Origin of the sequence: Raoultibacter timonensis (assembly GCF_022845715.1) — a bacterium.
GTDB classification, from domain to species: Bacteria; Actinomycetota; Coriobacteriia; order Coriobacteriales; family Eggerthellaceae; genus Raoultibacter; species Raoultibacter timonensis.
In genome coordinates, this window is sequence record NZ_AP025564.1 from 1,570,565 (window position 1) to 1,597,341 (window position 26,777).

Genomic DNA, 26,777 nt, shown 5'->3' on the forward strand with positions numbered 1-26,777 from the left:
TCGCGTCGGGCTTGCGGCAAAGCAACGGGCTGCTCGGCGACGCTCGCTTTGCCGACGACCGGCCGGACAGCTGGTCTGTTGGCCGGGCGCGCAGCGGATGGTCGGCGCGGATGGACGGCGGGGCGACCCGGTATCCGGATGCCGGGCGGCGGCGCAGAGATGGGCGGCGGTCCACCTGGGTGAGCGGTGGGCGGTGTCGAAATGGCACAAAATGACGGGTTGGTGGACGATCGAGCACCATTTTCTGCCTGCAGCAACCGGCATCGCGCTAAAACCCCAGGTGAAAATTTAGGATTTCCTTACCTGAATTCGCCAACCCGGCATTTTGAGCCCGATTGCGGCGGATCCGTTGCTGCCCCACCGTTGCCGCGCGCCCGTTGGAGCTTCGGAGTGCCGAGCCGTCGCAGGACGCACCGGTGCCGTATCGGCCCCGGCTCAGCGGCGCACGAGCCCGATCGAGAGCGCGGTCTGTGCGAGACCGACGATCAGGTAGATGATCGAGGCGGCGTTCGGGAAGTAGAGCATCTCGAACGCGCACCAGCAGATGAGGAGGGCACCCGCGGCGAGCGCCCATCTTCGCGCCGCGCTAGGGCGGCTGAAGAACAGTGCGGTGGCGACGAGGTTGGCCACGCCGTTCACGAGCAGAAGGGCGAGCCCCGGCCAGAAGAGGTTTTCGGTCATAAAGGCGGGAAGCGGCATCGTCTGGATAAGCGGCACGAGTTCCGAAAGGCCCATCGGCGCATCGTTTGCCGCTATCATCATGATCGCCCCGAAGGCGACGGCGCACAGGCCGTTCAGCGCGCAGATGATGCGCACGGCCGTTTCGGCTTTGGAATGCGGTGTGCCGTCGGCTTCGGGCTGCTTGCGGTGCGAAGCGTTGCCGCGGATGCTCGCCTCGCCGCATTTCGTCGGACGGGTTTTCTCCATGGTTCCTCCGCTTCTCGGAAGTTTGCTCGGGTTATGCGGTTTACTGGGCTTCGAGGCTGCGGACGCAGGCGATCAGCGGTTCGAGGAGGGTGCGGTCGGTCCCGTCGAATCCCTCGCGCATGGCCTTGTCCATCTCGGCCGCCTTCGGGTCGCTCTCGGCGAGCTTCCCCGTGCGCTTGAAGAACAGCTTCATCATCGTGCGGTCGACCGCGCCGAGTTTGTCCATCGCGAATCCCCCGCGCAGATAGAACCAGGGAAGGGTGGGAAACTCGCTTTCGGGAAACGTGCGGCGGACGGCCTCTTCGATCTCCTCGGCCGATCCTCCTTGTTCGGGCATCGGGCTCGCCCCGGTGGCAAACAGCACGAAGCGCTTACCGGGATGGGCGGCTATCTGCTGCTTGAGCCATTTCGATCCGGGAACGGATGCCGCGTGAAACCAACTGCCGAAGATCACCGTATCGACGTGCGTTAGATCGAGGCCGCTCCGATCGCTGTATGCGACGGCTTCGCAGCCGAGCTCGTCGGCGATCCAATGGGCGTAGCGTTTCGTGTGGCCGGTCTGCGAGCAGTAGACGACGACGGGGTTCATGGGAGCTCCTTTACGGTTGCGTGGGCGAGGTAGAACGATTCGAGGTGCGTCTCGAGAACGGGCTGGGCTTCGGACCAAGGAGTGCCGGCATGCATCATGAGGAACAGCGGGCCGTAGAACTCCAGTGCGAACAGGCGCGCATCGCCCTGTTCGAACTCGCCCGATTTCATCAGGTGCGAGAATACGGTTTCCTGAAGCCTGAGGGGCTGCTCGGCGAAGATGAGGCGGTAGACATAGGTTGCCCGCTCGTTTTCGAACTGGTTGATCACGAGGAGCTTGCGGAGCCGAACCACATAGGGGTCGCAGAAGAGGTACTCGAAGGTGCCCGTGATCTTGTCGCGCAGTGCGGAGAAGGGGATATCGCCGTATATGCTGGCATCGTCGGTCGTGAGAAACAGCGCACCGCGGCGGTAAAAGCCCTCCTTCATGGTATCGAGAGCCTGCTCCACGATAGCGTCGAACATCGCCTGCTTGCTGGGGTAGTGGTTGTAAAGAGATGCGTCCTTGATGCCGACGGCCGAGGCGATGTCCCGTACGGTCGTCGCGCGGAACCCCTGTTCGGAAAACAGCCGCATCGCCTCGTCGAGGATCGCCGCCTTCGTATCGCGGGAACGTTCTTTGGGCATGGGCGTCCTTTCTCTGACACTGCGTACGATTCGTTCAATAAACTAGCGTTCGCTAGTAAGAATACTAGTAGTCGCTAGTTTTGTAAAGCGTCGCGCGGCGGCGAATTTGCACGGCTTTGCGCGATTCGGGGTTGCGCATCGCGCAAAGACGGGTATACTAGCCACCAACCCGAACGAAAGGTTTTCATGTACACGATCAACGGCAACCGCATCATCGCAAACGCGCAGGGCGCGTCGATGAGCTGCGCTTGGTGGTGGACAGGAAAGCAATAATTCGGGTTATCGACAGCTTCTGTTCTCGCTTACACAAAATTTGAGAGCTCTCGGTGATCCGGGAGCTTTTTTGTTGCCCGAAAGCCGAAGCCGGACTCGAAAGACCAAAGCAGGCGGGCGGGCACGCAAGGGCGAAACCGAAGCGCAGGTATGCAACAGCCAAGCAGCAAAGAGGAAAGGATCCGTCATGGAAAACGCAGTACCGCATCGTCTGTACCTCAAAGAAGATCAGATCCCGACGCAGTGGTACAACCTGCGCGCCGACATGCCCGAGCCGCCCGAGCCGATGCGTCTGCCCAACGGGGCCGTCGCCAAACCCGAGGATATCGCACCCGTCTTCTGCGACGAGCTCGTGGCCCAGGAGCTCGACGACGTTACCGCGCAGTTCGATATACCCGAGCCGGTACGCGAGATGTACAAGATATACCGACCCTCGCCGCTGTGCCGCGCATACAACCTCGAACAGGCGCTCGGCACCCCGGCGAGGATATACTACAAGTTCGAGGGCAACAACACGAGCGGCTCGCACAAGCTCAATTCGGCCATCGCGCAGGCCTACTACGCCAAGGCTCAGGAGCTCGAGGGCATCACGACCGAGACCGGGGCGGGGCAGTGGGGCACGGCGCTCGCCGAAGCCGCCGACCACTTCGGCCTCGACCTCGACGTGTTCATGGTGAAGTGCTCCTACGAGCAGAAGCCCTTCCGGCGCAACATCATGGAGACGTTCAATGCCAACGTGACGCCCTCGCCCTCCGACACGACCGAGATCGGCCGCAAAATGCTCGCGGAGCACCCCGATTCGTCCGGGTCGCTCGGCACGGCTATCTCCGAGGCGGTCGAGCGAGCGCTCAACATCCCCGAGAACAAGGGGCGCTATACGCTCGGATCGGTGCTCAACCAGGTGGTTCTGCACCAGAGCATCATCGGCCTCGAATCCTACGAGGCGTTTAAGGAACTGGGCGAATACCCCGACATCGTGATCGGCTGTGCGGGCGGCGGCTCGAACCTCGGCGGCCTTATCGCGCCGTTCATGCGCGACAAGCTCAAGGGGGTCAGGCCCGACACGCGCTTCGTCGCCGTCGAGCCCGCGAGCTGCCCCTCGCTCACGCGCGGCCGCTACGCCTACGACTTCGCCGACACAGGCCAAACGTGCCCGCTCGCCAAGATGTACACGCTCGGAAGCGGCTTCCTGCCGAGCCCCGACCATGCGGGGGGCCTGCGCTACCACGGCATGAGCCCGATCGTATCCAAGCTTAAAGCAGACGGCTACCTCGAAGCCGTGGCGGTCAAGCAGACCGACATCTTCGCCGCCGCCGTCGAGTTCGCGCGGCTCGAGACGATCCTGCCCGCACCGGAGAGCGCGCACGCGATCTTCCAGGCCATGGAAGAGGCGAAGCGCTGCGCCGAGACGGGCGAGGAGAAGACGATACTGTTCGGCCTCACGGGCACGGGTTACTTCGACATGGTCGCCTACGACGCGTACAACCGCGGCCACATGACCGACCATATTCCCACCGACGAGGAGCTCGAGGTGGGATTCGCCACCATCCCGAGCATTCCCGGATTGCAGTAGGGCTGCGCAGCCACCCCGATCTGGGCGGTTGCGCGGCGCGCGGCGGCCGTTTTAAAAACGGCCGCCGCTATCGTTCGGGTGGCCTCGGGCGCTCGCGTTGCGCGGCTTTTCGTCGTGCGGGGTCCGCTCGCGGCGACGGCCCTCATTCGGCCGCTTCGGTGACGCGCGGGCAACCGCCCGCCTGCGCGCTATGATCCCTTCGGCAATGCCGCTATACTGACAGAAGTGGAAGCGAAGTCGATCGAAGGAGGCAGCCATGGCGGCATCGACGGCGATGTTTGCCGATATCGTGTTCTGCGCGCTGCTTATCGGCGCATGGTGGTGGAACAGGCGGCAGAAATAACGATGACGCTGTTTCGCGCAGAGGGTCTTACCGTGTCGTTTTCCCGCGCAGGCGAACGCGCGGTGCTTTTCGAGAATGCGGCGCTCTCGCTCGAGGAGGCTGCCGTCTACGATCTTGTGGGACCGTCGGGATCGGGTAAATCGACGCTTTTACGCGCATGCGCGCGCATGATCGAGCGCGACGGCGGCGCTCTGTACCTCAACGGCGCGCCAAGCGATGCCGTCGCCTTGACGAAGTGGCGCAGGCAGGTTTGCCTTGTTCCCCAAAAGCCGTCGCTCGTTTCGGGAACCGTACGCGATAACCTCGTGCTTCCCTGGACATTGAAAGTGCATGCAGGAGAGCGGCCGCCTTCCGATAGCGAGCTTGCGAACCTGCTCGATCGGGCTGCCTTGGGGGATGTCGAACTCGGTCGCGATGTTTCGCAGCTTTCGGGAGGCCAGCTTGCCAGGGTCGCCCTGCTGCGAGCATTCGCAACCAAGCCCCCTGTGCTCTTGCTCGACGAAGTCGATGCGGCGCTCGATCCCGATTCGGCGCGAGCGATCGGGCGGCTGACCAGACTGCTCGTGGGCGAGAACATGACGTGTTTGCGCATCAGGCATCGGGCGGCCGACGGGTTCGCTGCCGGCACGTTCGAGCTCAAAGACGGCGCGCTCTCTTACCGTGAAAACCCCTCGCAAGCCGCGATCGGTGGTTCGGCTCCCGGTCGTACGGGATCCGCTCGGCAATCTGCGCCGGTAGCGGCAGGGCGGGAAGGGGGGCTCCGGTGAGCGCGGGGGTCGTCGACATAGGCTACGTCGAGCTCTTCGCGGCGAGTGCCCTCATGCTCGTTGCGGGCATCGTGTCGTACAAGCTCGAGCTGGGGCAGACGCGGCGCATCGCGGTATCGGTCGTGCGTTGCTTCGTTCAGCTTTTGGCTGCGGGGTTCGTGCTCGAGTACCTCTTTGCATGGCAGACGTGGTGGCTTGTACTGCTCGCTCTCGTATTCATGATCTCCGCTGCAACTCAAATCGCAACATCGCGAGTAAAAAGCGAGGTCAAAGGGTTGATCCCCGCAGTGTTCGTGTCGCTTTTCGTCTCATCGGTCGCCGTGGGGCTTATCGTGGTCGAGGGCGTGATCCACGCCGACCCGTGGTACAACGCGCGCCAGCTCGTGCCCATAGCGGGAATGATCATCGGAAACGCCATGTCGGCCATCGCCGTTGCGATCGACCGCCTGTTCTCCGATCTTGATTCCCGCTCAGACGAGATGTTCACGCTCGTGGCGCTTGGAGCGACTGCCCGCGAGGCCGCCTTCCCGTCCATCAAAGCCGCGATTGCGGCGGGCATGACGCCGGTGCTCGCCACCATGTCGGCAGCGGGCATCGTGACGATCCCCGGTATGATGAGCGGCCAGCTGCTTGCGGGGGCCGATCCTCTTGCGGCGGCGAAATACCAGATCGTCGTTATGCTCATGCTTTCCGCCGCCAACACCATCGCTATCGTCATGGCATGTTTTCTCACGTACCGCAAGCGTTTTGCAGCCGATGGATATTATTTGGACAAGGGCATCCGGGAATAGAATCAATCTATAATCGCTCTAAACACGAAAGGGTGCTTATGGATCGGGATCAAACATACTCTCTCATATCGGTGAATGCCGACGGTGATGAAGAGGTCGTCATCCAGACAGGCGTTTCCCGTCAAGCTGCGGGAAGCGACCTCGAGCCTGCGCGCGAGCGAGAGCAGGGCGCCGTTGTCGTTTCCGACGGGAGGGAAGACGATGCCGACGCCGCCGTCGAACGCGCAGCGGTCGCAGACGTCGAGGAAAGGCCTGCGGAAGCTGCTCGCAAGCCCCGCTCGTCCCAGCCTCGGTATCGCGAGACCACACAGGAAGACCTCGACAGCGTCGAGCCCATGTCGAAAATGCAGAAGATCGTTATCGCCTGCGTGTTTCTTCTTATCGTTGGTTTCGTCGTCTACTATCTGTTCTTCCGCTGATTTGCGGTAAAATAGCGCTGCTTCTCATGCGCTTCGAGCGCAGATTGCCAGGAAGGTTTACACGATGCCAAAACATGCACGAACCGACAAACGCACTGAAGAATTTCTCGAAGATGAATACCCCGATGCGGTCGAGAGCCTCGAACCCGAGGTCGTAGCTCCTTTGCTGTTCGACGACGAGCGATCCGCCCAGGCGGGCATGGTGGTTGCCGAGCAAACGGGCAAGCGCGGCCGGCACGGCGATCGAGCCGACAGACCCGAGCTTTCCGCCCAGCAGAAGAAGTCGCGGCGCATGCGCCGGCTTCTCATCGTCGTCGTGATTCTGCTCATCGCCCTGATCGGCGCGCTCGGCTACTTTACGTGGATGCTGTTCCAGGAAAGCCAGAATCTGGCAACGCAGCAGGCTCAGCAGCAAAGCGATCAGGAAGTCGATGCGCTGCAGGGAAGCGAGGCGCAGGACGCTTCGACGGCTACCGCTAAAACGACCGAAGTGCCCGATCTCGCGCAGCTGATGGGCATGACCGAAGACGAAGCGGTCGATGCGCTCAAGCGCGGTGCCACCGTGTCGAGCGAGCGGCAGGTCAACGAAGAGGGCAATCCCATGAAGCGCTCGCTTACCGTGGCGCTCACCGACGAGCCGGCCGACTCCCGCTTGGGAACGCCGACGGTGTATCTCGGCCTCGACGAGGACGATGCGGTCGTGATGTCCGGTTACTCTGCGGCGATGTCCGCCCTCGGGTTCGGTACGCTGAGCTTTGCCGATGCGGTGAAGAACGAGAACATTGTGGAGAAGACGCTCGGCGAGGCGGGGATCAAAGTTGAAGCGGGTACGGTGGAGCTTCCGGAAGACAAGGCCGATTACTCGACCTACGCGTCTGACGGCACGACGCTCGTGCAGGAGAAGTGCTCGTTCTCGGGTACCGTCGAGCTCGACGGTACCGAATACAACTGGTCGGCCGTGCTCGTGTACGACTACAAGCTTGCGAACGCGTCGGGCAACCTCGCCGATACGATCAGGCAGATCTACCTATACTTGGAAACCCCTGGGGCCGAAGCCGAAGAACCCGAGGCAACCGAAGCCGAAGGCGAGGGCGAGGGCGAACCAGCTTAGCCGAAACACCTTGTATTGCTGATTGACCTCGCATAACGGTGCGTGGTAGAGTTCGTTGATATCTGGTAGCGCTGCATACAGGAGGTTCGCGTTGATAGACAAGCGCACGTTGTCGGCCATGCTGTTGGAAAGCGCCGGGCTGCTCGATTCCGAAAGCGATCTTCTGAGCGAGATCGATTCGAAATTCGGGGACGGCGATCACGGTATCACCATGGCGAAGATCTCCAAGCTGATCGAACGGGAGGTGGCCGCATGGGACGACGAGCCCATCGGCGAGTTCCTCGACACCCTCGGATGCAAGGCGATGGAGGTGAGGGGAGGATCGGCCGGACCGCTCTACGGAACGCTCATCGGCGGCCTTGGTTTCGAGCTTGACGACGATGAGGACGAACTTGGCCCCGATGCGGTGAAGCGCATGTTCTCCGGCTGCCTAACCGAAATGCAGGACATCACGACGGCCCAGGTGGGCGATAAGACCATGATGGACGCGCTCATCCCCGCCTGCGAAGCCGCAGCCGAAGCCGCCGACGACATCGAGGCCATTCTCGAAGCCGCCGACGATGCCGCCGCCGGCGGTGCGCGGGATTCCGAGCGCTATCCTTCGAAATTCGGTCGCGCCAAAAGCTACAAGGAGGAAACCATCGGCACGCCCGATGCGGGCGCGGTTTCGACGTCGCTCTTTATCCGCGGCTTGCACGAGGGCTACGTGAAAGCCCAGCAGTCGCAATAACGCTTTCGTTGGCATCAACCTGCCGCCCGCTTGGGCGGCAGGTTCTTATTCGGGCCTACAGGTCCGCAAAAAGTATCCGCACGAAGGAGGAGCATCATGAAGATGAAGAAGTTCATCAACGATCCCGACAACCTCACGTCCGAGCTGCTCGAGGGACTGGCCATGGCCAACCCCGACATCCTCGAGCTCGGCGAGCAGAACATGGTCATCAACAAGTTGCTCGGCAGCGCCGACCGCGTGACCATCGTCACGCAGGGCGGCAGCGGACATGAGCCCGCCATCGAGGGTTTCGTGGGCGAGGGTATGGTCGATATCGACGTCGTAGGCGACGTGTTCGCCGCTCCCGGACCCCAGGCGTGCGTCGACGCCATCAAACTTGCCGACAAAGGCAAAGGCGTGCTCTACATCGTGCTCAACCATGCGGGCGACATGCTCACGGGCAACATGACCATGAAGCAGGTCAAGAAGCTCGGACTCAACGCCGTGAAGGTCGTTACGCAGGAGGATGTGTCCAACGCGCCGCGCGAGAACGCCGACGACCGCCGCGGACTCGTGGGGTGCATTCCCACCTACAAGATCGCCGGGGCCGCCGCCGCCGAGGGCAAGAGCCTCGAAGAGGTTGCCGCCATCGCCCAGCGCTTCGCCGACAACATGGCCACGCTCGCGGTTGCCGTGCGCGGTGCGACCCATCCGCAGACGGGGACGCTTCTGGCCGACCTCGGCGATGACGAGATGGAGATCGGCATGGGCCAGCACGGCGAAGAGGGCGGTGGCCGTCAACCCATGAAGTCGGCCGACGAGACGGCTGCCATCATGGTGAATGCGCTCGTAGCCGACATCGGCATCGAAGACGGCGAGAAGGTCATGCTCATCATCAACGGGTCGGGGGCGACTACGCTCATGGAGCAGCTCATCGTGTACCGCGCTGCCGTGAAGGAGCTTGCCAAGAAGAACATCGAGGTCGTTGCCAATTTCGTCGGCGAGATGCTCACCGTGCAGGAGCAGGCGGGCTTCCAGATGTTCATGGCCCGCATGGACGACGAGCTTCTGCGCTTGTGGAACGCCCCGTGCAACACGCCGTACCTGAAGAAGTAGGGTCGCCATGCTCGCAACGATGAAGGAGGTCCTCGATTGGGCCGAGCGCGAAGGCTGCGCGGCCGCCGCGTTCGACACGCCGAACCTCGAACTGCTCTTGGCCGCCATCGGCGCCGCCGAGAAACGGGGCGAGCCGGTGATCATCCAGCACGCCCAGCTCCATGAAAAGGAGACGCCGATCGAGCTCATCGGACCCATCATGGTGATGCGCGCCGAAAAGGCGAGCGTTCCCGTATGCGTCATGCTCGACCACGGCGAGGACCTCGAATACGTGAAGCGCGCCGTCGGAATCGGATTCACGGCCATTATGTACGACGGGAGCACCGATCCGTTCGCCGAGAACGTACGGGTGACGCGCCAGGTCGTCGAACTCTGCCACGGCCGCGGCATTCATGTTGAAGCCGAGATAGGGTTCACGACGGGGCACGAGGGTCTGGAGAACTCCGACGATACGCGCGAGAACGTCTACACCGACCCCGACGACGCGGAGCGCTTCGTGCGCGAGACGGGCATCGATGCGCTCGCCGCTTCGGTGGGCACCGTGCACGGCTTCTACAAGGTCGAGCCGAAGCTCGATTTCGACCGCATCGCCGAGCTGAAGCGCCGCTTGGGCGTGCCGCTCGTCATGCACGGGGGATCGGGCCTTTCAGCCGAGGATACGCGCCGCGCCATCGCGTGCGGCATACGCAAGATCAACTATTTCAGCTACATGAGCAACGCGGGCGTGCGCGGCGTCGAAAAGGTTTTGGCCGAAGAGCACCCCAAGTGCTTCCATACGCTCGCCCATGCGGCGACCGAGGCCATGCAGGCCGACGCCGAGGCGGCCATGGAGCTGTTCTCGATGAAGTGACGACGAGGTGCCGCTTGTCGGGCGGCGCCTGGAAAGCGAGGGCGATATGCCAACTGCAACCTACATGCACATCGGTATTCCGATCACCGAGAAGAAGCCGAATATGACCTACAACGAGGACATGAAGTTCTGGGTGTCCAACGTGGACGACTACGATTACAAGGTCGAGTACCTCAAGTTCGAGGAGGGCACGCCGTTTCCCGAGGAGCTGCACCGCCGCTGGCACGTGGCCTTTGCGGTTGACGACCTCGACCATTACGCCGACGATGCCGACCGCATCATCTGCGGCCCGATGGATGCGGGCCCGGGCGTGCGCCTCGCGTTCGTCGAGAAGGACGGTGCCGTGATCGAGCTGTACGAGGACAAGAACTGATACGCATATGCCAAACGTGCGGCGGGTCCCGATCGGGGCCCCGCTTGCGGTGAACGCTCTCTCAAATGACGGAAAACGGAAGGTTTTCGTCGCGCCGCAGACCGCCTGAGGGAAGCGCATGGTTTAGCGTGTCGCTCATCTGGGGAAATGCGGTCGTTTTGCTGCGGATCGTTTATCCGGGGTCCGCCTGGTGTCCCGCAGTGACGAATCTGGCGTGTTTTCTGCCACGAATTTGGGTTCGTCGATCCCGGGTTCGTTTACCCGAGCGAAATCGGTACGGGACCTGCGCACCGACGCGTCCGATCAGCCTACGCCATCTCCGCAGCGTTCTTTCCGGCCTTTCTTCCGAAGTGGGCGTTGGCGGCCATGGCGGTACCCGAGCCGGGATAGAACGGCCCAACCCAGCCGCCCGTGCACAGGCCCGCAGCGAACAGGTGCGGGATCTGCGAGCCGTCGGGGCGCAGCACGTGCGCTTCGACGTCGATCTTGAGGCCGCCGCACGGACCCATGATCTCGGGCCGCATGCGATTGGCGTAGTAGGTTGCGCCTTCGATGCGCTCGAAGCCGCTGATGCGTCCGTACTGGGTGTCTTCGCCGGCGGGCACCACCGTGTCGTTCCAGTACTGGATGGTGTTGGCGAGTCCCGCCGCATCGACGCCGATTTCGGCTGCCAGCTCTTCGATCGAGGCGGCGGCGATGACGGTGCCGTCGGCTACTGCCTCGTCGATGGTGGTTGCATCCCATGCGCGGCAGTTCTCAAGGTTGCTCTGCGCCCACACGGCGTAGCAGGGATGTCCCGTCGAACGTTCCATCTGGAACTGCATACGCGTCTTGTAGGCGTAATGCGCGTCTTCGCACACGTAGCGCATGCCCGCTTTGTTGACGAAGATGAGCCCCCATACGTCTTTTCCCGATGTGAGCTTCAGGTCGAGGATGGCGTCCATGCCGCTGCCGAGGTTGCGGATGTCGGCGCCGATCTCCATGCCCATACGGATGCCGTCGCCGGTGTTGGTGGGCGCGCTCAGGCAGTCGGCAAGCTCCATCGCCCATACCTGTTGCGGGCAGAACTGGCGGGCCATTTCGGTGTTGTGGTCGATGTTGCTCGTGGCGACGACCACGCCCTTGTTGGCCTTTACGGTCTCGGTGCCCTTCTTCGTTTCGGCTTCGACGCCGATGACGGCTCCCTCGGCGTCGATGATGAGGCGGGTCACCTCGATGTTCGTTTCGATTGCGGCGCCGTTCTCCTCGGCTTTCGCTTTCATGGCGGCGATGAGGGCTGCACCTTCGCCGTCGGGGCGGTGGATGCGTACCGCGTAGTATTCGTCGGCGTAGGGTACGTGCGATTGACCCGAGAAGTCGCCGATCGTGAGGCCGAGGTCCTCCACGTACCAGCGGATCACTTCGGGGCAGCCGTAGGCCAGGTCTTTGACGAGTTCTTCATCGACCCATTCTTCGCCGAGGGCCATGTACCACTTGAAGTGGTTTTCAGGAGTATCGTCCTGATATTCGGTGAACTTCTTCTGATACTCGGTTCCTGCAGCCTGCGTGATGCCGGCCGAAAGGGCCGTCGTGCCGCCGACTACGCCGCCCTTTTCGAGCACGAGGGTGTTTGCTCCGGCTCCTGCGGCCTCGATGGCCGCAGACAGGCCCGAGCCTCCGCTTCCGACAACGATGACGTCGACCTCGCGATCCCATGATTCGGGCGCGCCTGCGGCTTGTCCACCCGCTTCGCCTTGCGCCTCGGGTGCGCAGCCGGCAAGCCCGAAGGCTGCCAGTCCCGCCGCCCCGACGGCTGCTCCTTTGAGAAAACCGCGCCGATCCAATCGACCTGATTTCGAAATGCTCATGATGCTTCCCTTCCAACAGAGGTTTCGTTACTGCCGTTCGGCCATCCGACGCGGCGACGCGAGGGGCATGCGCTCGTCTGCATCGGATGGTTTCGAACCGAGCACACACCCTACAGCCGAGCGGTTGCGCACGGACGTTTAAACGTGTTTAAACGTTGTGCGCGATGTTTAAAACGGGTATCATCCGTGCATCGTGCATGCGTAGCCGGGCGTTTTTTTTGGAGGTAGTGTCGGTGAACGAAAGCCTCGGGAAGCTGTTTGCGTTCTTTCGGAAGAACGCGCTCATTTTCTATGCGGGGATCGGCATGGGCATATATCGGTGCGCTCACGAATGGCCTCTGTGGTTCAACGCGACGGTGACCCAGGTGGGCGTTGCCCCGCTGTTCGTCGGCGACTTTTTCTTTCTGCTTGTCGACGTCGGCAAGGTCGTCGGCTTAAGCGTCTATCTGATTCTGTGCTACCGCTTCGACCGGTATCGCAGAAGCGGGGTGTTGCTGGTTTTGCCGAGCGCGCTTATCGTGGCCGGGTGCATGGTGCCGCTCGCGGTCGTGCTGGGGCTCGACCTTGGGAATGCCGCGGTCCTCTCGAGCCTCGTTCTGATCGGGGGCGGCGCGGGGATGCTGTTCGGGCAATGGATAGAATTCTGCGGAAGCCTTCCGCCCGTGAAGGTGATTCAGGTTTTTGCGATCTCCTTTGCGGCGCGGTTCGTGCTGTTGCCGATCATTACGGGGGTCGATGAGCTTCTGAGCACGATTGTCATCATCTGCCTGGCGGGTCTGTCGTTTATCCAGGTGTCGTTTTGCTTCAGCAAGATATCCATCGTGGAGGAACGGCCTCGCGAGGGGTTCGGCGCACGGGGCCTTTCGGGCTACGGCATGCTGTTTCTGTTCGTATTCGTCTTCGCGTTCGCCTACGGGGTGGGCGGCAGCGCAACGCAGCTTTCCCATTCGACGCACGAGACGGGGGTTGGCAACCTCGTGCCCTCTCTCGTCATCCTGGTCCTCGCGTTCAAGATGGGCGATCGATTCGATCGTACGATCCTCTACGCCATCGCGCTCCCGCTCATGACCGTCGGGCTCATCGGCGTGGAGTTCCTCGGCATTTCTCTCTCGTTTTCCCAGGTGATGGTGAGCGCCGCGTACTCGACGTTCGACCTTTTGGTGTATACGATGGTCTGTTCGAACGCGTACCGCAGCAGGACGTCGGCGATGCTGCCGGGATCGTGCATCAGGATCATCGCGCTCGTCGCCGCCGACCTTGCGATCGTGCTCATGCGCCTGAACATGTCGTGGAACAGGGGGGTCCTCGTTACGGTGACCATCCTTGCAACGCTTGCCGTGGGCATTGCGGTGTTCGCGCCCCTCCTGGGCGGCCGGAGCGACTACTCCCGCTTCCAGCCCGAGGGCGAGTCGTCCGAGCGCAAGCGACTCGAGGGGCTCGCCGAAAGCGCGGGGCTGTCGGCGCGCGAGACGACGGTGTTCCAATTGCTGGTGATGGGAAAGAGCTCCACTGAAATCAGCGAGGAGCTGTTCATATCCAACGGAGCCGTGCGGGCTCATTCGAGCCGGATCTACGACAAGTTCGGCGTTCATTCGCGCAAAGACTTCGACGCGCTGTTTGCAGGGGAGTGAGGCGGTCGGAAACGCGTCCGTCTCGGCGCGGGGTTTCGAGCGCGTGGGGTGGGGTTCGGGTTTGGAATGTGGTTTGCATCGCCGTCCCGCTTGATTGCGCGATTTCCATTGCCGTTGCTTGTCGTGATTATTTCTTGCACAAACCGTTAAGCGTGCTATACTATGCAGGCTGTTTACTCAAGAGGGGTTCAGACCCCCACCTGGTTCGGCGCTTCGGCTGCTGATGGGTTGCTTGGATAGAAACCGCGAATACGCGGTGCACATCGAATGCGAACCCGCGGCCTGTGCCAGCGGGTTTTTGTTTGCGCGAAAGCGCAAGAAAGAGGAGGTGAGCGCGATAGCTGCTCAGGAGCCACGGCTCAACGAAGAAATAACTGCCAGAGAGTGCCGTCTGATCGGCTACGACGGTGAGCAGCTCGGGATCTATGCGGTCTCCGAGGCTCAGCGGATCGCCGATGAGCAAGGCTACGATCTCGTCGAGATCGCTCCGAATGCGGAACCGCCTGTGTGCCGCATCATGGATTACGGGAAGTTCAAGTACGATCAGGCCATCAAGGCAAAACAGGCCCGTAAGAACCAGAGCAAGATCGAAACGAAGGAAATGAAATTCCGCCCCAAGATCGATGTGGGAGATTACACGACCAAGAAGAAGCACGTGCTGCGCTTTTTGGATGCGGGCAACAAGGTGAAGATCACCATTATGTTCCGCGGTCGCGAGATGGCCCACCCCGAGCAGGGTTTGACGATTTTGGAGCGTTTGGCGGATGATCTGAAGGATGTAGCGGTCATCGAGAACCAGCCCAAGATGGAGGGCCGCAACATGCATATGCTCATCGCGCCTTTGCCCGCAGCGGCTAAGAAGAAAAAGGAAGCAGAAAAGCAAGAAGAAGGAAAGGACGAATAATGCCTAAGATGAAGTCCCATCGCGGCACCGCCAAGCGATTCCGCGTTACCGGTTCCGGCAAGATCATGCGCTCCAAGCAGGGCCGCAACCACATTCTGGAGAAGAAGAGCCAGAAGCGCAAGCGCAACTTCCGCCACGAGACCGAAGTGTCCGCGGCTGACAAGAAGGTCGTGTCCCGCAACCTCGGGCTCCGCTAATCGATTAGGAAGGGTTTGAACAATGCCTCGTGTAAAGCGTGCAGTAAACGCTCATAAGAAACGCCGTACCGTCCTCAACCGCGCGAAGGGTTATTACGGTGCCAAGTCCCGCTCCTACCGCGCCGCGAAGGAGCAGGTGCAGCATTCGCTTCAGTACATGTATCGCGATCGCCGCAACAAGAAGCGCGAGATCCGCCGTCTATGGATCACCCGCATCAACGCTGCGGCCCGCATCAACGGCCTGTCCTACTCGGTGCTGATGAACGGCCTCAAGAAGGCCGGCGTCCAGCTCGACCGCAAGGTGCTCGCCGATATGGCCGTAAACGATCCTGCTGCGTTCGCCGCCGTGACCGAGGTTGCCAAGAAGGCCCTGTAGGTCCGTTCCTGCATTTTTGAAACGCTCCCGCACCGGGAGCGTTTTTTATGAAGAGACCCCCGTTGCCGATTGCCGCAACGGGGGTCTCTTCGTCGAATATCCTCGATGGTTTACGCTTCGGCGTAGTCGGGGGCTTCCTCGTCGTAATCGCACCACTCGTCCGAGCTGATAAGCGTTTTGGCGAGGTAGGCTTCGGTCGCGGCACGCGCGGTGCCGACCACTCCGAAAACCACCTCGATGTTCGCTTCGGTCAGGGCATGCGCCGATGCCCGCTCCATGCATCCGGCGATAACCACGTCGACCTCGAGTTCCACCAACAGCGATGCGAGGCTGCCGTACTGCAGCCGGGGGTTGGGCATGTTCTGGCATTCCGCGATGATGCCGCAATCGATCGTATATATGGTGAAGCTGATGCAGTGCTCGAAATAGGGGGAAACGTCAAGGCCCTCGCTTGCAACCGCAATCCTCATGGCGTTCCTTTCTTGGCAACCTTGTAACGGTTACAATACGCGATTCTAGGTATTGGATGTTCCTTCTTCCGCCAAGCGGGAAGAAATAGTAAGCTTGCGGCATGAGAAAACTGACTGAATCACACTTCGATGTCGTGGTGGTCGGTGCGGGCGTTGCCGGGGCGTGTACGGCGCGCGAGCTCGCACGATACGATCTCGCGACAGCGGTGCTCGAAGCGGGCACCGACATTGCGTGCGGTGCAACGCGCGCCAATTCCGGCATCGTGCACGCCGGCTACGATCCCGAACCGGGTACCCTTAAGGCTCGCTACAACGTTCGGGGGTCGGCGCTGTACCCCCGCTATGCAAGGGAGCTTGGATTCGCTTACGTAAACAACGGATCTATCGTACTCGCGTTTTCCGACGAAGAGCTCAATGCGCTACGCGATCTCGTGCGGCGAGCCGAACGCAACGGTGTCGAGGGCGTATGCGAGCTTTCGCAGGCGGAACTGCAGAAACGCGAGCCTCGTGTTTCCCGCGCCGCGGTAGGCGCGCTTTTTGCGCCGACCGGTGCGATCTGCGATCCGTACGAAGTGGCGTTTGCGGCGGCGGAAAACGCTGCGGCAAACGGCGTCGCGTTCTTCTTCGGTGAGGGCGTTCGCACCGTTCGCCTCCTCGGCGAAGCTGGGGGCGCGCGTTTCGAGCTCGTCACCGAATCGGGTGCGCGCATTACCGCGAATGCCGTTGTGAACGCTGCGGGCGTATACGCCGATGAGATCAACAACCAAGTCAGCTCGGAAAAACTTCGCATTACACCGCGACGGGGCGAGTACTGCCTGTTCGATACCGATATGGGCGAGACGTTCACCAGCACGATGTTCCAGGCGCCGTCTTCGGTGGGCAAGGGCGTTCTCATGACGCCGACCGTGCATGGGAACCTGCTCGTCGGGCCGAATGCGGTTGCCCAGGCGAGCAAGAGCGACGTGTCCACGACGGCGGGCGGTCTCGCCTTCGTGCTCGACGCGGCGAAAAAGACTTGGCCGGAGCTGTCGGCGCGGGGCATGATCACGAACTTCGCCGGCCTGCGTGCAAGCGGCGACAGCGGCGATTTCGTCATCGGGGAAGCCCCCGATGCTCTCGGGTTCTTCAACATCGCCTGCTTCGACTCCCCGGGACTTACGTCGGCACCTGCCGTTGCGGAGGACGTTGCGCGCGACGTGGCTGCTCGGCTCGATGCAAAGGCCAATAAAGCGTTTGACCCCCTGCGCTCGCATCGCAAGCCCTTCTCCCTTATGAGCAAAGCCGAACGGGAGGCCGCTATCGAAGGCGACGGTCGCTACGGGCATATGGTGTGCCGTTGCTGCGAAGTGACCGAGGCCGAGATCGCCGACGCCTTCAAAAGCCCGCTGCCGGTAAACTCCCTCGATGCGATCAAATGGCGCACCCGTGCGATGATGGGCCGCTGCCACGGGGGGTTCTGCTCGCCCGAGATCGTGCGCATCATGGCGCGGGAAACGGCGACGGCACCCGAGCTGCTGGACAAACGGACGCCGGGATCGTTCGTGGTTTCGTCGTCGCGGCCCGACTACCTGGATCTTTGCACGCGCGGTGGAGCCGGTTCGACTGCGGGCGTCTCCTGCGAACGGCAGGCGGGCCTTCGGGAAGCGGCGGATGAGGCGGCTCTGCTGTTCGACGTTGCGGTGGTCGGTGGCGGCGCTGCGGGAATCGCTGCTGCCCAGGCGGCCCTTGCGGGCGGTGCCCGGCGGGTTGCGCTCGTCGACCGCGAAGCGAAGCTCGGCGGCATTCTCAAGCAGTGCATACACAACGGGTTCGGACTCCATCGCTTCGGCGAAGAGCTAACGGGGCCCGAGTACGCGCAACGCGAAATCGCTGCGCTCGAGCAGAGCGGTGCGACCGTATTCGCGGGAGCCTCGGTCCTGTCCGTCGAAACGGCCGACAACGGCCTTTACGGGATCATCGTGGTGAGCGGCGACGGCCAGCGTACGATCCGTGCGAAAGCCGTTGTCTTGGCGACGGGATCGCGCGAGCGGGGGCTCGGCGCCCTCAACGTGTCGGGTGCGAGGCCGTCGGGCGTGTTCTCGGCTGGCAGCGCGCAGAACTTCATGAACCTGCAGGGTTGTCTGCCCGGGCGAAACGTGGTCATCCTCGGTTCAGGCGACATAGGGCTCATTATGGCACGCAGGCTCGTCTCCCAGGGGGCGAATGTGCTCGGCGTGTACGAGCTTATGCCGTATCCGTCGGGGCTTCGCCGCAACATCGTGCAATGCCTCGATGATTACGGCATTCCGCTGCATCTCAGCAGTACGGTGACTCGCCTCGAAGGCGAGGGACGGTTGACTGCCGTATACGTTTCGGACGTCGATCCTGAAACGATTCGGCCCGTACCGGGTAGCGAACGACGTGTCGCCTGCGATACGCTGCTTTTGTCGGTGGGCCTTCTGCCGGAGAACGAGGTGGCGAAAACCGTCGGCGTGACGCTCGATGGGGTAACCGGCGGGGCCCTCGTCGACAACTACTTGGAGACCGATGTGGCGGGCGTATTCGCTTGCGGCAATGCGCTGCATGTGCACGACCTGGTCGATCATGCTTCCGACGAGGGAGAGATTGCGGGACGGGCCGCCGCCGCGTTCGCCTTGGGGACGCGCGGTCCGTCGAACGGCGCGGTTGCGGTGGTCGCGGGCGATAACGTGCGCTACGCGGTACCGCAGCGCATAGCGGCCAGCACCCTCCCGGACGATACCGTCACGCTTTCGTTTCGCGTGACGAGGACGTTGCACAGGCCGCGGTTCCATATCGAGGGCATCGATCGGGCGGGGAGGGCCCACCTTATCAAAACCGCGAAGACCATGGTCGCCGTTCCCGCAGAGATGGTGCAGATCAAGCTCAAGGGATCGGATGCGGTTTCGTATGCCGCCATCCGTGTCAGAGCGGAAGGCCGCGAGGGCGCCGAGCGCGTCGATGCGGCGCTGCCTTCGGTAGCGGCGCGTGCGGAGCAATCCCAGGGCGGAGGTGCCGAATAGATGCAGTACGCAACCGAGGTTAAAACCTACACCTGCATATGCTGCCCGTTGGGGTGCCAGCTCGAGGTATCGTTCGACGAAGGCGGCGCGATATCGGAAGTGACGGGCTACACGTGTGCCCGCGGTAAGGAATACGCTGCAGAAGAGGCGGTGCGGCCCGTGCGCATGGTGACGGCTATCGCGTGCGCAGAGGGGAGCCTTGAGCCCTTGAGCGTGAAGACGGAGCGGCCCGTTCCTAAGGATTCCATTCCCGATGTGCTCGCCGCCATACGCGACCTGCGCCTGGAGGCTCCCATCCGAGCGGGCGAGGTTCTCGTGGAGGATGCGTGCGGTACCGGCGTCGCGATCGTGGCGACCAAGAGCATCCCCTGAGCTGAAACCGCAAGGGAGCGCTCGCATGCCAAGCGGCGGCGTGCTCCGGAACATCGGAAAAAACGCCGCTCGTGAGATGGGAGGCGTTCCCTGTGCGCAGGCGAAGGAAAATGCGCTAGGCTGCTGATCGGCAGGCGAAACCGGATACGGCCGAAGGCGGTCGAGGAGATGATGAGATGGCTGAAGATCAGGACAGCAGAAACGCTCGGATGCGCATCGCAGGCACGGCCATCGCAGCCGTGGGAACGCTTGCGGTCATCGTCCTGGCAACGGTCGTGCTCTTCTTGACGCTCGCTGCGCTGCTGCGTTCCGACTGGCTGTTCGCGGTCGTCGGCGCTGCGGCGTTCGTTCTGATCCTTTTTTTGCTGGGGCGGCTGATCCGCGTGGCGGCAAACCAGAACAAGGATCCGCTCGAGTAAGGCGGCTCGGGCTTTCGGGCGAGCGCATGCGAGGGCGCTTCATCGGTTATCGAAGGTGGTTGCTTCGCCTGTCCGAAAAGGCGCTTCGGCTCGTATGCCGCGTGTGCGGATTGCGGCATACGCGGCAGAAAAAGCAAGCCGTTCGTCGCAACCGCGCCGTTTCATTCCGCTGCCTGCCGGCTACCTGCTCCTGCGTTTGGCGACGGCGGCGCGATGCGCACGGCCCGGCCTCATATCCGAACCTGACCTCTTCGGGGTCGAAGAAGACGGTTTCGAGCCCGCTTGCGCTTTGCCTGCGGCTTTCTTCTGCGAAGGTTTCGGTTGCGAGGGCTTCGCCTTTTGGGGTCTTGCCGCTTTCTGGTTGGTCTTAACGGGCGGCTGTCCCGGCGTGCGCGTTTTCTTCCGGGTGTTCTTGCCCGCCCGCGCCTGATCGGACGCAGCGGGTTCGTGGGCGCTTTGCGCCGCCCGCTTCTTTTGCGTTTTCGCGTATTCGGCGGCAGCGGCGGCGAGTTCGGGGTCCCGTCTTCCAGCGGCCCTCGTAGCACGGGCCGCGGCATCGGCTTCGGCTTGTGCGGGGTCGAAGTTCGCGAGCTCCATCTCGGGTATGGTCTTCTTGATGAGCTTTTCGATATCTTTGAGCCACGGTTGCTGCTCGGGGCTTACGAACGATACGGCGAAGCCCGTCTCGCCCGCGCGACCGGTGCGGCCGATGCGGTGAACGTAGTCTTCGGGTTGGTTGGGAAGGTCGTAATTGATGACGTAATCGACCTCGGTCACGTCGATGCCGCGGGCCAGCACGTCGGTTGCCACGAGCACGTTGGTTTTGCCGTTGCTGAAGTTCTCGAGTGCGCGCTTGCGTTGCGCCTGCGTGCGATCGGAGTGGATCGCCTCTACGGCGTAGCCCGCTCGACGAAGGCGTCTCGTGCACGAATCGGCGCGCGAACGAGTGCGGGCGAACACGATGACGCGGTTCGACCCTTTCTCTTCGAGCACCGCTTTGAGCAGGTCGGCTTTCGTTGTTTGGGTGGCGGGGATGACGAACTGATCGACGGTGTCGGCTGTTTCTCCCCGGTGTGCGATCTCCACGTAAGCGGGATCGTGCAAAAGCGATCCGACGCTCTTGGTGATCTGGTCGTCGATGGTGGCCGAAAAGAGCAGGGTTTGGCGCTTGCTCGGGCAGGCGGCGATGATCTTCTTCATCTGCGGCCAGAATCCCATATCGAGCATGCGATCGGCTTCGTCGAGGATGAGCACCTCGACGTTCGACAGGCGTACCGCTTCGCGTTCCATGAGGTCGATGAGGCGCCCCGGCGTTGCGATGAGGATGTCGACGCCGTGCTTGAGCTGCTTGATCTGGGGATCGAGCGAGAGGCCTCCCACGACGGTGAGAATACGGTGGTGGGTCGAGGTTGCGATGGCGCGGCACACCTCGCCGATCTGGTCGGCGAGCTCGCGCGTGGGGCTCACGACGAGCATGAGCGGCCCTTGACCGCGCTGGATGCGGCCGAGCCTGTCCATGGTAGGCAGGGAGAACGCAGCGGTTTTGCCGGTACCGGTTTTTGCGGCAGCGATGATGTCGCGGCCTTCGAGTACAAGCGGAATGGCCTGCGCTTGCACGGGGGTGGGTTCGGAATAGCCGAGCCGCTCGACGGCGGCGAGTGTCTTCTCGGACAGACCGAGTTCGTTGAATGGTGTAGTCATGATCTCCGGAAATCTATAAGTAGTGTGCGCCACGGGTTTTGCCGGGCGTCTGTCGTACAGGGTGTCCGTCTCAGGTACCGACGGTGCGCGCCACGCGGACGTACCGATCTATTATCGCGCATCGAAGCCGATGAGGGCAAGGGTTTCTTGAAGGTCATCAAAGGAGCAGAGATCGGCGAGCAGCTTCGGCGCATGCCGATCTCTGCCGAACGGGCCTTGTCCTTCGCCTCGCGGCTTCAAGACGAAGAACGGCTGCGCTGCACCGCGGGCGGCGCAGCGCATGGGCGGCAGGGCCCGCTATCTGATGTGCGCCGGCTTCTTGCCCCAGTAGAGCCAGAGCAGCCGTTTGCGGTGCTCGGCAAGATCGCCTGCCTTCGTTTTCTCCACCAGGCGAAACGCTGCGCGTGCGATGTCGAGTGCCGCTTCGGGGCGGCGTATGATACCGCCGTTGATGAGCATGGCCTGAGTGCTTTGCGGGTACCGGGCGATGTGGCGCAGACTTTCCAGCAGCTCGCGCGCCGTGGTCACGTGCATGGCTGCTCCGACGGCTGTGAGCATCTGCACATTGGCCTTCTCCTGGCCGTATGCGCGGCCGAGCAGGATCATCGGCACCTGGGCGCACAGGCATTCGGTCACCGTGAGCCCCCCTGATTTGCAGATCACCAGATCGCTTGCCGCCATGAGCGCCGCCATGCCGTCGACGTAGCCGAGCACGGTGGTGTTCTCGAGACCGAGTTCAAAGCATTGCTGGCGCATGTGCTCTGCGTAATGCTTGTCGCTTCCCGCGATGAACACGAAGTGCATGTTCGGATAGGTGTGCAGGTAGGGGAGTACTTTATCGAGCGTGTCCCTGAAGTGCACGTACGGGCGCGGCAGGTAGGCTCCGGCAAGGGCGAGCACGACCATCTTATCCTCGGGGAGACCGAGCTTCTTGCGCGTCTCGATCTTGTCGTAGGTCTTGCGAAAATCGTCGCGGGTCGGAATGCCGGTGATGAGGATGTTCTCGTCGGGCACTTTGCGCGGGCGAAGCGTTTCGGCCATCGATTCGGTGGCGACGCAGAACAGGTCGGTCGTCTTATGGGGCCACAGCCCTTCGGTCTCGTAATCGGTCGGCACGCAGAGGATAGGGTAGCGCTGGCCGGTGATCATGCGGGCACCCACGGCCACGTTGGCTGCCGTGATGTGCGTGCAGATGATGGCGAGAGGTTGCTTTTCGCGTATGTGATCGGTGAATTTGGGGAAGTTGACGTGCGACCAGATGGTTCCTCCCCCCCAGAGGAGCCGTCCGGTGAGCGTGTAGCGCCACGTAAGATCGTACAGGGGGCGCGTCGCGCCGGTGAACAGGCTCGCCGCATGGTCGCCGTCGAAGACGTGCCGCCCGAATTCGAGGATATCGAGCACTTCGATTTCGAGATCCTCGGGCACGGTGAGGCCTTGGAGCAGCTCGGGGTCGTCGGTATCGCGTAGTATCTCGAGTGCCTGCGCCGTTGCATTGGCGGCACTGCGGTGGCCTGAGCCGACCGAGGCGTGCATGACGATGACGGTGGGGTGCAGCGGAGGTGCTTCCGGGACGCTGTCCTGTTCGGGGAGATCGGCTGCCGCGTGGGCGGTCAGCTGCTCCGATGGCTCGACTTCCGCCAAAGCGGTGCCCGGATCGGATCTTTGAGGGGTGTTCGCGTCGTTTTCCATGGAGCCTATCATAGCAGAGATGGCCGCAACTTCGCACTGAGGGAGGGGAAAGCGAAGCTGCGGCCGTATGGTTCGGGAGCCGGAAAAGCAGGTGCCCGACGGGGTGGTGGTATCGGATAGGCTTAGAGCGCGCCGACCGTCCTGCCGACGAGGTAGCCCTCGGTGTAGCAGCGTCCGAGCGAGAGGCCGGGAATGGTCATCGGGTAGTCGACGCCGCCGTAGAACTCGCCCGAGCAGTTCCCGATGGCGTAGAGCCCCGTGATCGGCGAACCCTCGGTGTTCAGGCACTGGTGGTTCTCGTCGACCTGCACGCCCGAGCAGAGGGCCGAAACGCGCAGCCAGCGGTGGATGCCGTAGTACGGGGGCGTGTCGATGGGTTTCAGGTACTGCGACGGCTTGCCGAAGTCCTCGTCGGCGCCTGAGGCGACGAGCTCGTTGTAGCGCTCGACGGTGGCGACGAACGCCGCGGTATCGGTGATCTCGAGCTTTTCGGCGAGCTCCTCGAGCGTGTCGGCTTTGAACGTGCGGATGAGGTCCTTGAACACGCCGTCGCGGTCCGCGTCCTCTTCGGGCATGTAGAGAGCGAGCTCTTCAGGGGAGTAGAGCTTGCCCGGCCAGTCGGCTGCCTGCTCCATGTAGTTGGCGTCGAATACCTGCGAGTACCAGCCCTGGTCCTCGGCGCTGCGCAGGTAGTTGTTGAGAAGCGACATCTCGACGACCTCGTTTACGAAGCGGGCGCCGTTGTTCTTCACGGCGAGGAAGGGCATGTCGCACATGGATGCCGGGCCCGCATCGAAATCGTGGAGCATTTTGGTGTGGTTGATGGGTTCCATGGCGCCGCCCGCCCAGATGACCATCTTGTGGCCGTCGCCGGTCTTGTTCATCTGCTTGCGCGTGAAGTTCGCGAGGTCGGGCAGGTAGTACGAGCTCATCTCCTCGTCGTTTTGGTAATCGCCCGTGGCGATGATGACGCCCTTGCTCGCGTTGAACTGGATGTAGCCGTTCGAACCCTTCGCTATAACGCCCGTGACCGCGTCGCCATCCTTGACGAGCTGCTCGGCCGGGGTCGAATAGAAGATCTCTACGCCCTCCTTTTCGGCGGTTTCGGCAAGTGCGCGCATGGCGTCGCCGGCGGTGAGGGGCTTGGGCCCTGCGAAGGAGGTGACGAATTCCATGGTCCAGCCGTTTTTGGCGATGGTTGCCGCCTGCTGCTGGCTGCCCTGGTCGATGATGGGCCCGCCGCTCTCAGCCGAGCGCTCGATGACCCACTTGACCGCCTCGCCGCCGTGCTGCGCCCACAGTTCCAGAAGCTCGCGCTTGGTGCGGTGCTGGCCCTCTTCGATGAGCACCGATACGAGGTTCTGTACATCGGCCGGATCGCTCTTGGTCAGATCGATGCCCGAGCCGGTGTTGCCCTGCGATATGGCGGTCGCTTCCTTTTGGATGAGCGCGACTTTGGCACCCGCTTCGGCTGCCGAGAGGGCGGCCGGCACGCCGGCTGCTCCAGCGCCTACCACCACGACGTCGAACTCTTTGGTCTCGGCGATGTCGGTGATGGGCTCGGGCGCTTGCAGAAAGCTCGGAAGACCGGTCCTCGTGTGGCCTGCCGCGGTCGTCGTGCCTTCGTTTGCTGCGACTGCGGTGCCGGCCGTGGCGGTGCTCTCGTTCGGGCTGCAGGCGGAAAGCGCGCTTGCGCCCATGACGCCTGCGGCTGCGATGCCTCCGAACTTGAACAGGTCGCGCCTCGTTACTCCTGTTTTGTTGAATCCTCCCATGAACTCCTCCTCGGATCGCGGTGCACATCGGTTGTGCGTCTAACGGTTTCGGCGAATCGAACGTGCCTTGAACTGCACTGTACGCGCTGCGGCGGAAGCCGTCATTCGTCCACGGGCCGAAACGGGGGATGATTTCGATAATCCCCTCGTATCACCCTATTGTGATCAGGCGTTATTCCTATTCTCTGCGGGCGGATTCGCTCTTTGCGGTTGGTCCAGGATGCTCTTTCCTATACAATGGCAGGCGGATCGGACGGCCGTTATACGGATCGATGGGATGGAGTCGTGGTGGATCAGACAATCGACAAGCGGGACGAGGCGGGAGACGAGCCGGGTAGCGCCAGGCCGGCCCTGCTCGATCGAGTGCCCCATATCCCCTTGTTCTTCCTCGGGCTCGGCGTGTACCGCGCATGGATCGAGATCGTGTTCGTGGGGTCGTTCGTCGGGTTCCCGACCGCGCAGTACGCGGGCCACAACGTGTTCGACATAGCCATGATCGTGACGCTGTTCGCCAGTGCGCTCGCTTCGAAGAAGCTCGGGGTGTTCTACCGCAAGAAATCCCTGCACTGGGTTGCAGGCACTGCGCTCGTCGTCTCGACGGCGGGGGTGTTCGCGTCGATGTACGCACCCGAACTGGCCGCCGCCATCGCAACGCCGGCGGCGGTTCTCGGCGGGTTCGGCATCGCGCTCGTCATCCTGTTCTGGTCGGAGCTCTACAGCTGCCTGAATCCGGTGCGCGTCGCCCTGTACTACTCGGCATCGATCATCGTCGCTGCGGTCATCCTCTATATATGTCGGGGGTTTCTGTATCCGTGGCTCTTTGCTGCAGCCCTTTCGATGCCGCCCGTGACGCTTCTTTGCCTGGCGCTCGGCTTTCGATCGCTGCCCGAAAGCGAGCTGCCCCGCACCCTCGGCGGCAAGTTCTCGTTTCCCTGGAAGCCCGTCATGCTCATGGCCATCTACGCGTTCGCCTACGGACTCAAAGAATCGTCGATGTACGCGGGCTCCTTCGGCCCCCATTCGGCGTTCGGGACGCTTGCGGTGGCGCTGGCCATATTCGCGGGCATCGTCGCCCGTGGCGGACGGTTCGATTTCGGGGCGATCTACCGGATAGCGCTTCCGCTCATGGTGGCTGCGTTCCTCGTTTTGCCGAGCCTCGGCTTCCTGAACAACGTCGCCGCCGACTTCTGCGTGACGGCGTCGTATACGGCATTCTCCATCCTCATCATGCTGATTCTTGCGAATATGAGCTATCGTTACGGTATTTCGGCGATATGGCTGTTCGGCATCGAGCGCGGCGTGCGGGCGCTGTTCAGCTTGCTCGGGCGTGAAACCGAGACGGCGCTTTCGGGGTTCGAGTTCGCAGGTGTGCCCTCGGAGTTCGTGCTCAACGCGATCGTCATCATACTCGTCGTGGCCATGACGATGATCCTCTTTTCCGAGAAGGAACTTTCGAGCAGGTGGGGCGTCACGTTTCTCGGCGGATCGAACGCGGAAGGCGATAGCGTTATCGTGAAGAAGCAGGAGCTTGCGAACCGCAGCCACGAACTAGCCAAGCAGTTCGGGCTCTCGCAGCGTGAGGAGGAAGTGCTGCTGCTTTTGGCACAGCGTAAAACGGTCGGCGCCATCGAGAAGGAACTCTTCATCGCCAACGGTACGGCGAAGACGCATATACGGCACATCTACCGCAAACTCGATGTCCATTCGCGCGACGAACTCATAGAATTGCTCGGTCTGTACTCCTGACGGAGTACCCATTCTTACGAAAAGGTGACGGGCGCGAAATTGCACCGTTCGCGCCCGTCGATGCGCTAAACTTCACAGCGCGACGAATTGAGCGCACCGCACATACTCGGGCTAACGCGTGCGGCGCGCGAGCGTCGGTACCGTACACAGGTGCAGGCGGGTC

25 protein-coding genes are annotated in these 26,777 nt (G+C 62.3%); 17 read left to right on the forward strand and 8 right to left on the reverse strand.

Annotation, left to right across the window (positions count from 1 at the left end):
• Positions 1-435: 435 nt before the first annotated feature.
• The 3 genes from MWL89_RS06270 to MWL89_RS06280 are packed head-to-tail and all read right to left on the reverse strand — an operon-like array spanning position 436 to position 2,142.
• Positions 436-927, reverse strand: coding sequence for a hypothetical protein (locus MWL89_RS06270; protein WP_244412202.1), 492 nt, complete (start codon positions 925-927; stop codon positions 436-438).
• Between the two features lie 40 nt (positions 928-967).
• Positions 968-1,516 carry a flavodoxin domain-containing protein gene (locus MWL89_RS06275; RefSeq protein ID WP_102378501.1) on the reverse strand — a complete coding sequence of 183 codons (549 nt, stop codon included), beginning with the start codon at positions 1,514-1,516 and terminating at the stop codon, positions 968-970.
• Positions 1,513-2,142 carry a TetR/AcrR family transcriptional regulator gene (locus MWL89_RS06280; protein ID WP_244412204.1) on the reverse strand — a complete coding sequence of 210 codons (630 nt, stop codon included), beginning with the start codon at positions 2,140-2,142 and terminating at the stop codon, positions 1,513-1,515. Before MWL89_RS06280 ends, MWL89_RS06275 begins: the two co-directional genes overlap by 4 nt.
• Positions 2,143-2,602: 460 nt before the next feature.
• Here MWL89_RS06280 and MWL89_RS06285 point away from each other — a divergent pair, with 460 nt between their 5' ends.
• The 9 genes from MWL89_RS06285 to MWL89_RS06325 all read left to right on the forward strand — a co-directional run bounded on the left by MWL89_RS06285 (position 2,603) and on the right by MWL89_RS06325 (position 10,467).
• Entirely contained in the window at positions 2,603-3,988 is a 1,386-nt protein-coding gene (locus MWL89_RS06285) for a TrpB-like pyridoxal phosphate-dependent enzyme (RefSeq protein WP_244412205.1), read from the forward strand.
• Between the two features lie 225 nt (positions 3,989-4,213).
• Positions 4,214-5,098, forward strand: a complete 885-nt coding sequence (locus MWL89_RS06290; protein ID WP_244412207.1) for an ABC transporter ATP-binding protein — start codon at positions 4,214-4,216, stop codon at positions 5,096-5,098.
• On the forward strand, positions 5,095-5,889 hold the full coding sequence (locus MWL89_RS06295; RefSeq protein WP_102378498.1) for an ABC transporter permease: 795 nt from the start codon (positions 5,095-5,097) through the stop codon (positions 5,887-5,889). The genes MWL89_RS06290 and MWL89_RS06295 overlap by 4 nt, the downstream gene beginning before the upstream one ends.
• Positions 5,890-5,927: 38 nt before the next feature.
• On the forward strand, positions 5,928-6,308 hold the full coding sequence (locus MWL89_RS06300; RefSeq protein WP_244412209.1) for a hypothetical protein: 381 nt from the start codon (positions 5,928-5,930) through the stop codon (positions 6,306-6,308).
• Between the two features lie 64 nt (positions 6,309-6,372).
• Positions 6,373-7,419, forward strand: a complete 1,047-nt coding sequence (locus MWL89_RS06305) for a histone-lysine N-methyltransferase (protein ID WP_244412210.1) — start codon at positions 6,373-6,375, stop codon at positions 7,417-7,419.
• Positions 7,420-7,510: 91 nt separating this feature from the next.
• A complete protein-coding gene (locus MWL89_RS06310) occupies positions 7,511-8,149 on the forward strand; it encodes a DAK2 domain-containing protein (protein WP_244412212.1) in 639 nt (212 codons plus the stop codon).
• 96 nt (positions 8,150-8,245) lie between these two features.
• Positions 8,246-9,244, forward strand: coding sequence for a dihydroxyacetone kinase subunit DhaK (locus MWL89_RS06315; protein ID WP_102378495.1), 999 nt, complete (start codon positions 8,246-8,248; stop codon positions 9,242-9,244).
• A 7-nt stretch (positions 9,245-9,251) separates the two neighbouring features.
• The gene (locus MWL89_RS06320; protein ID WP_244412214.1) at positions 9,252-10,094 is read left to right on the forward strand and encodes a class II fructose-bisphosphate aldolase; all 843 of its coding nucleotides are present in this window, start codon (positions 9,252-9,254) and stop codon (positions 10,092-10,094) included.
• 46 nt (positions 10,095-10,140) lie between these two features.
• On the forward strand, positions 10,141-10,467 hold the full coding sequence (locus MWL89_RS06325; protein WP_244412216.1) for a VOC family protein: 327 nt from the start codon (positions 10,141-10,143) through the stop codon (positions 10,465-10,467).
• A 308-nt stretch (positions 10,468-10,775) separates the two neighbouring features.
• Here the strand turns inward: MWL89_RS06325 and MWL89_RS06330 are convergent, their stop codons facing one another.
• Positions 10,776-12,314 carry an FAD-dependent oxidoreductase gene (locus MWL89_RS06330; protein WP_244412218.1) on the reverse strand — a complete coding sequence of 513 codons (1,539 nt, stop codon included), beginning with the start codon at positions 12,312-12,314 and terminating at the stop codon, positions 10,776-10,778.
• Positions 12,315-12,547: 233 nt separating this feature from the next.
• On the opposite strand from MWL89_RS06330, the gene MWL89_RS06335 reads away from it, so the two are divergent.
• The 4 genes from MWL89_RS06335 to rplT all read left to right on the forward strand — a co-directional run bounded on the left by MWL89_RS06335 (position 12,548) and on the right by rplT (position 15,422).
• The gene (locus MWL89_RS06335; protein WP_244412220.1) at positions 12,548-13,945 is read left to right on the forward strand and encodes a helix-turn-helix transcriptional regulator; all 1,398 of its coding nucleotides are present in this window, start codon (positions 12,548-12,550) and stop codon (positions 13,943-13,945) included.
• A gap of 328 nt (positions 13,946-14,273) precedes the next feature.
• Positions 14,274-14,849 (forward strand): translation initiation factor IF-3, encoded by a 576-nt coding sequence (gene infC, locus MWL89_RS06340; RefSeq protein WP_180995063.1) that lies wholly within the window; start codon positions 14,274-14,276, stop codon positions 14,847-14,849.
• Complete coding sequence (gene rpmI, locus MWL89_RS06345; RefSeq protein ID WP_102378490.1) at positions 14,849-15,046, forward strand: 50S ribosomal protein L35; 198 nt, start codon at positions 14,849-14,851, stop codon at positions 15,044-15,046. Before infC ends, rpmI begins: the two co-directional genes overlap by 1 nt.
• Positions 15,047-15,068: 22 nt before the next feature.
• Positions 15,069-15,422: a 50S ribosomal protein L20 gene (gene rplT, locus MWL89_RS06350; protein ID WP_102375026.1), complete on the forward strand. Its 354-nt coding sequence runs from the start codon at positions 15,069-15,071 to the stop codon at positions 15,420-15,422.
• Between the two features lie 110 nt (positions 15,423-15,532).
• Here the strand turns inward: rplT and MWL89_RS06355 are convergent, their stop codons facing one another.
• Positions 15,533-15,892 (reverse strand): NifB/NifX family molybdenum-iron cluster-binding protein, encoded by a 360-nt coding sequence (locus MWL89_RS06355; RefSeq protein WP_102378489.1) that lies wholly within the window; start codon positions 15,890-15,892, stop codon positions 15,533-15,535.
• Between the two features lie 101 nt (positions 15,893-15,993).
• Here MWL89_RS06355 and MWL89_RS06360 point away from each other — a divergent pair, with 101 nt between their 5' ends.
• The 3 genes from MWL89_RS06360 to MWL89_RS06370 all read left to right on the forward strand — a co-directional run bounded on the left by MWL89_RS06360 (position 15,994) and on the right by MWL89_RS06370 (position 19,703).
• On the forward strand, positions 15,994-18,912 hold the full coding sequence (locus MWL89_RS06360; RefSeq protein ID WP_244412222.1) for an FAD-dependent oxidoreductase: 2,919 nt from the start codon (positions 15,994-15,996) through the stop codon (positions 18,910-18,912).
• Positions 18,913-19,284: a DUF1667 domain-containing protein gene (locus tag MWL89_RS06365; protein ID WP_102380465.1), complete on the forward strand. Its 372-nt coding sequence runs from the start codon at positions 18,913-18,915 to the stop codon at positions 19,282-19,284. It abuts the gene before it with no gap.
• Positions 19,285-19,460: 176 nt separating this feature from the next.
• Positions 19,461-19,703, forward strand: coding sequence for a hypothetical protein (locus MWL89_RS06370; RefSeq protein ID WP_102380466.1), 243 nt, complete (start codon positions 19,461-19,463; stop codon positions 19,701-19,703).
• A gap of 180 nt (positions 19,704-19,883) precedes the next feature.
• On the opposite strand, the gene MWL89_RS06375 is transcribed toward MWL89_RS06370, so the two are convergent.
• The 3 genes from MWL89_RS06375 to MWL89_RS06385 all read right to left on the reverse strand — a co-directional run bounded on the left by MWL89_RS06375 (position 19,884) and on the right by MWL89_RS06385 (position 24,868).
• Positions 19,884-21,404 carry a DEAD/DEAH box helicase gene (locus MWL89_RS06375; RefSeq protein ID WP_244412224.1) on the reverse strand — a complete coding sequence of 507 codons (1,521 nt, stop codon included), beginning with the start codon at positions 21,402-21,404 and terminating at the stop codon, positions 19,884-19,886.
• A 297-nt stretch (positions 21,405-21,701) separates the two neighbouring features.
• Entirely contained in the window at positions 21,702-23,093 is a 1,392-nt protein-coding gene (locus MWL89_RS06380) for a glycosyltransferase (RefSeq protein ID WP_244412226.1), read from the reverse strand.
• Positions 23,094-23,215: 122 nt separating this feature from the next.
• Positions 23,216-24,868: an FAD-dependent oxidoreductase gene (locus MWL89_RS06385; RefSeq protein ID WP_244412228.1), complete on the reverse strand. Its 1,653-nt coding sequence runs from the start codon at positions 24,866-24,868 to the stop codon at positions 23,216-23,218.
• Between the two features lie 288 nt (positions 24,869-25,156).
• Between MWL89_RS06385 and MWL89_RS06390 the strand changes: the two genes are divergently transcribed.
• A complete protein-coding gene (locus tag MWL89_RS06390) occupies positions 25,157-26,614 on the forward strand; it encodes a helix-turn-helix transcriptional regulator (protein WP_244412230.1) in 1,458 nt (485 codons plus the stop codon).
• The last annotated feature ends 163 nt before the right edge of the window (positions 26,615-26,777 follow it).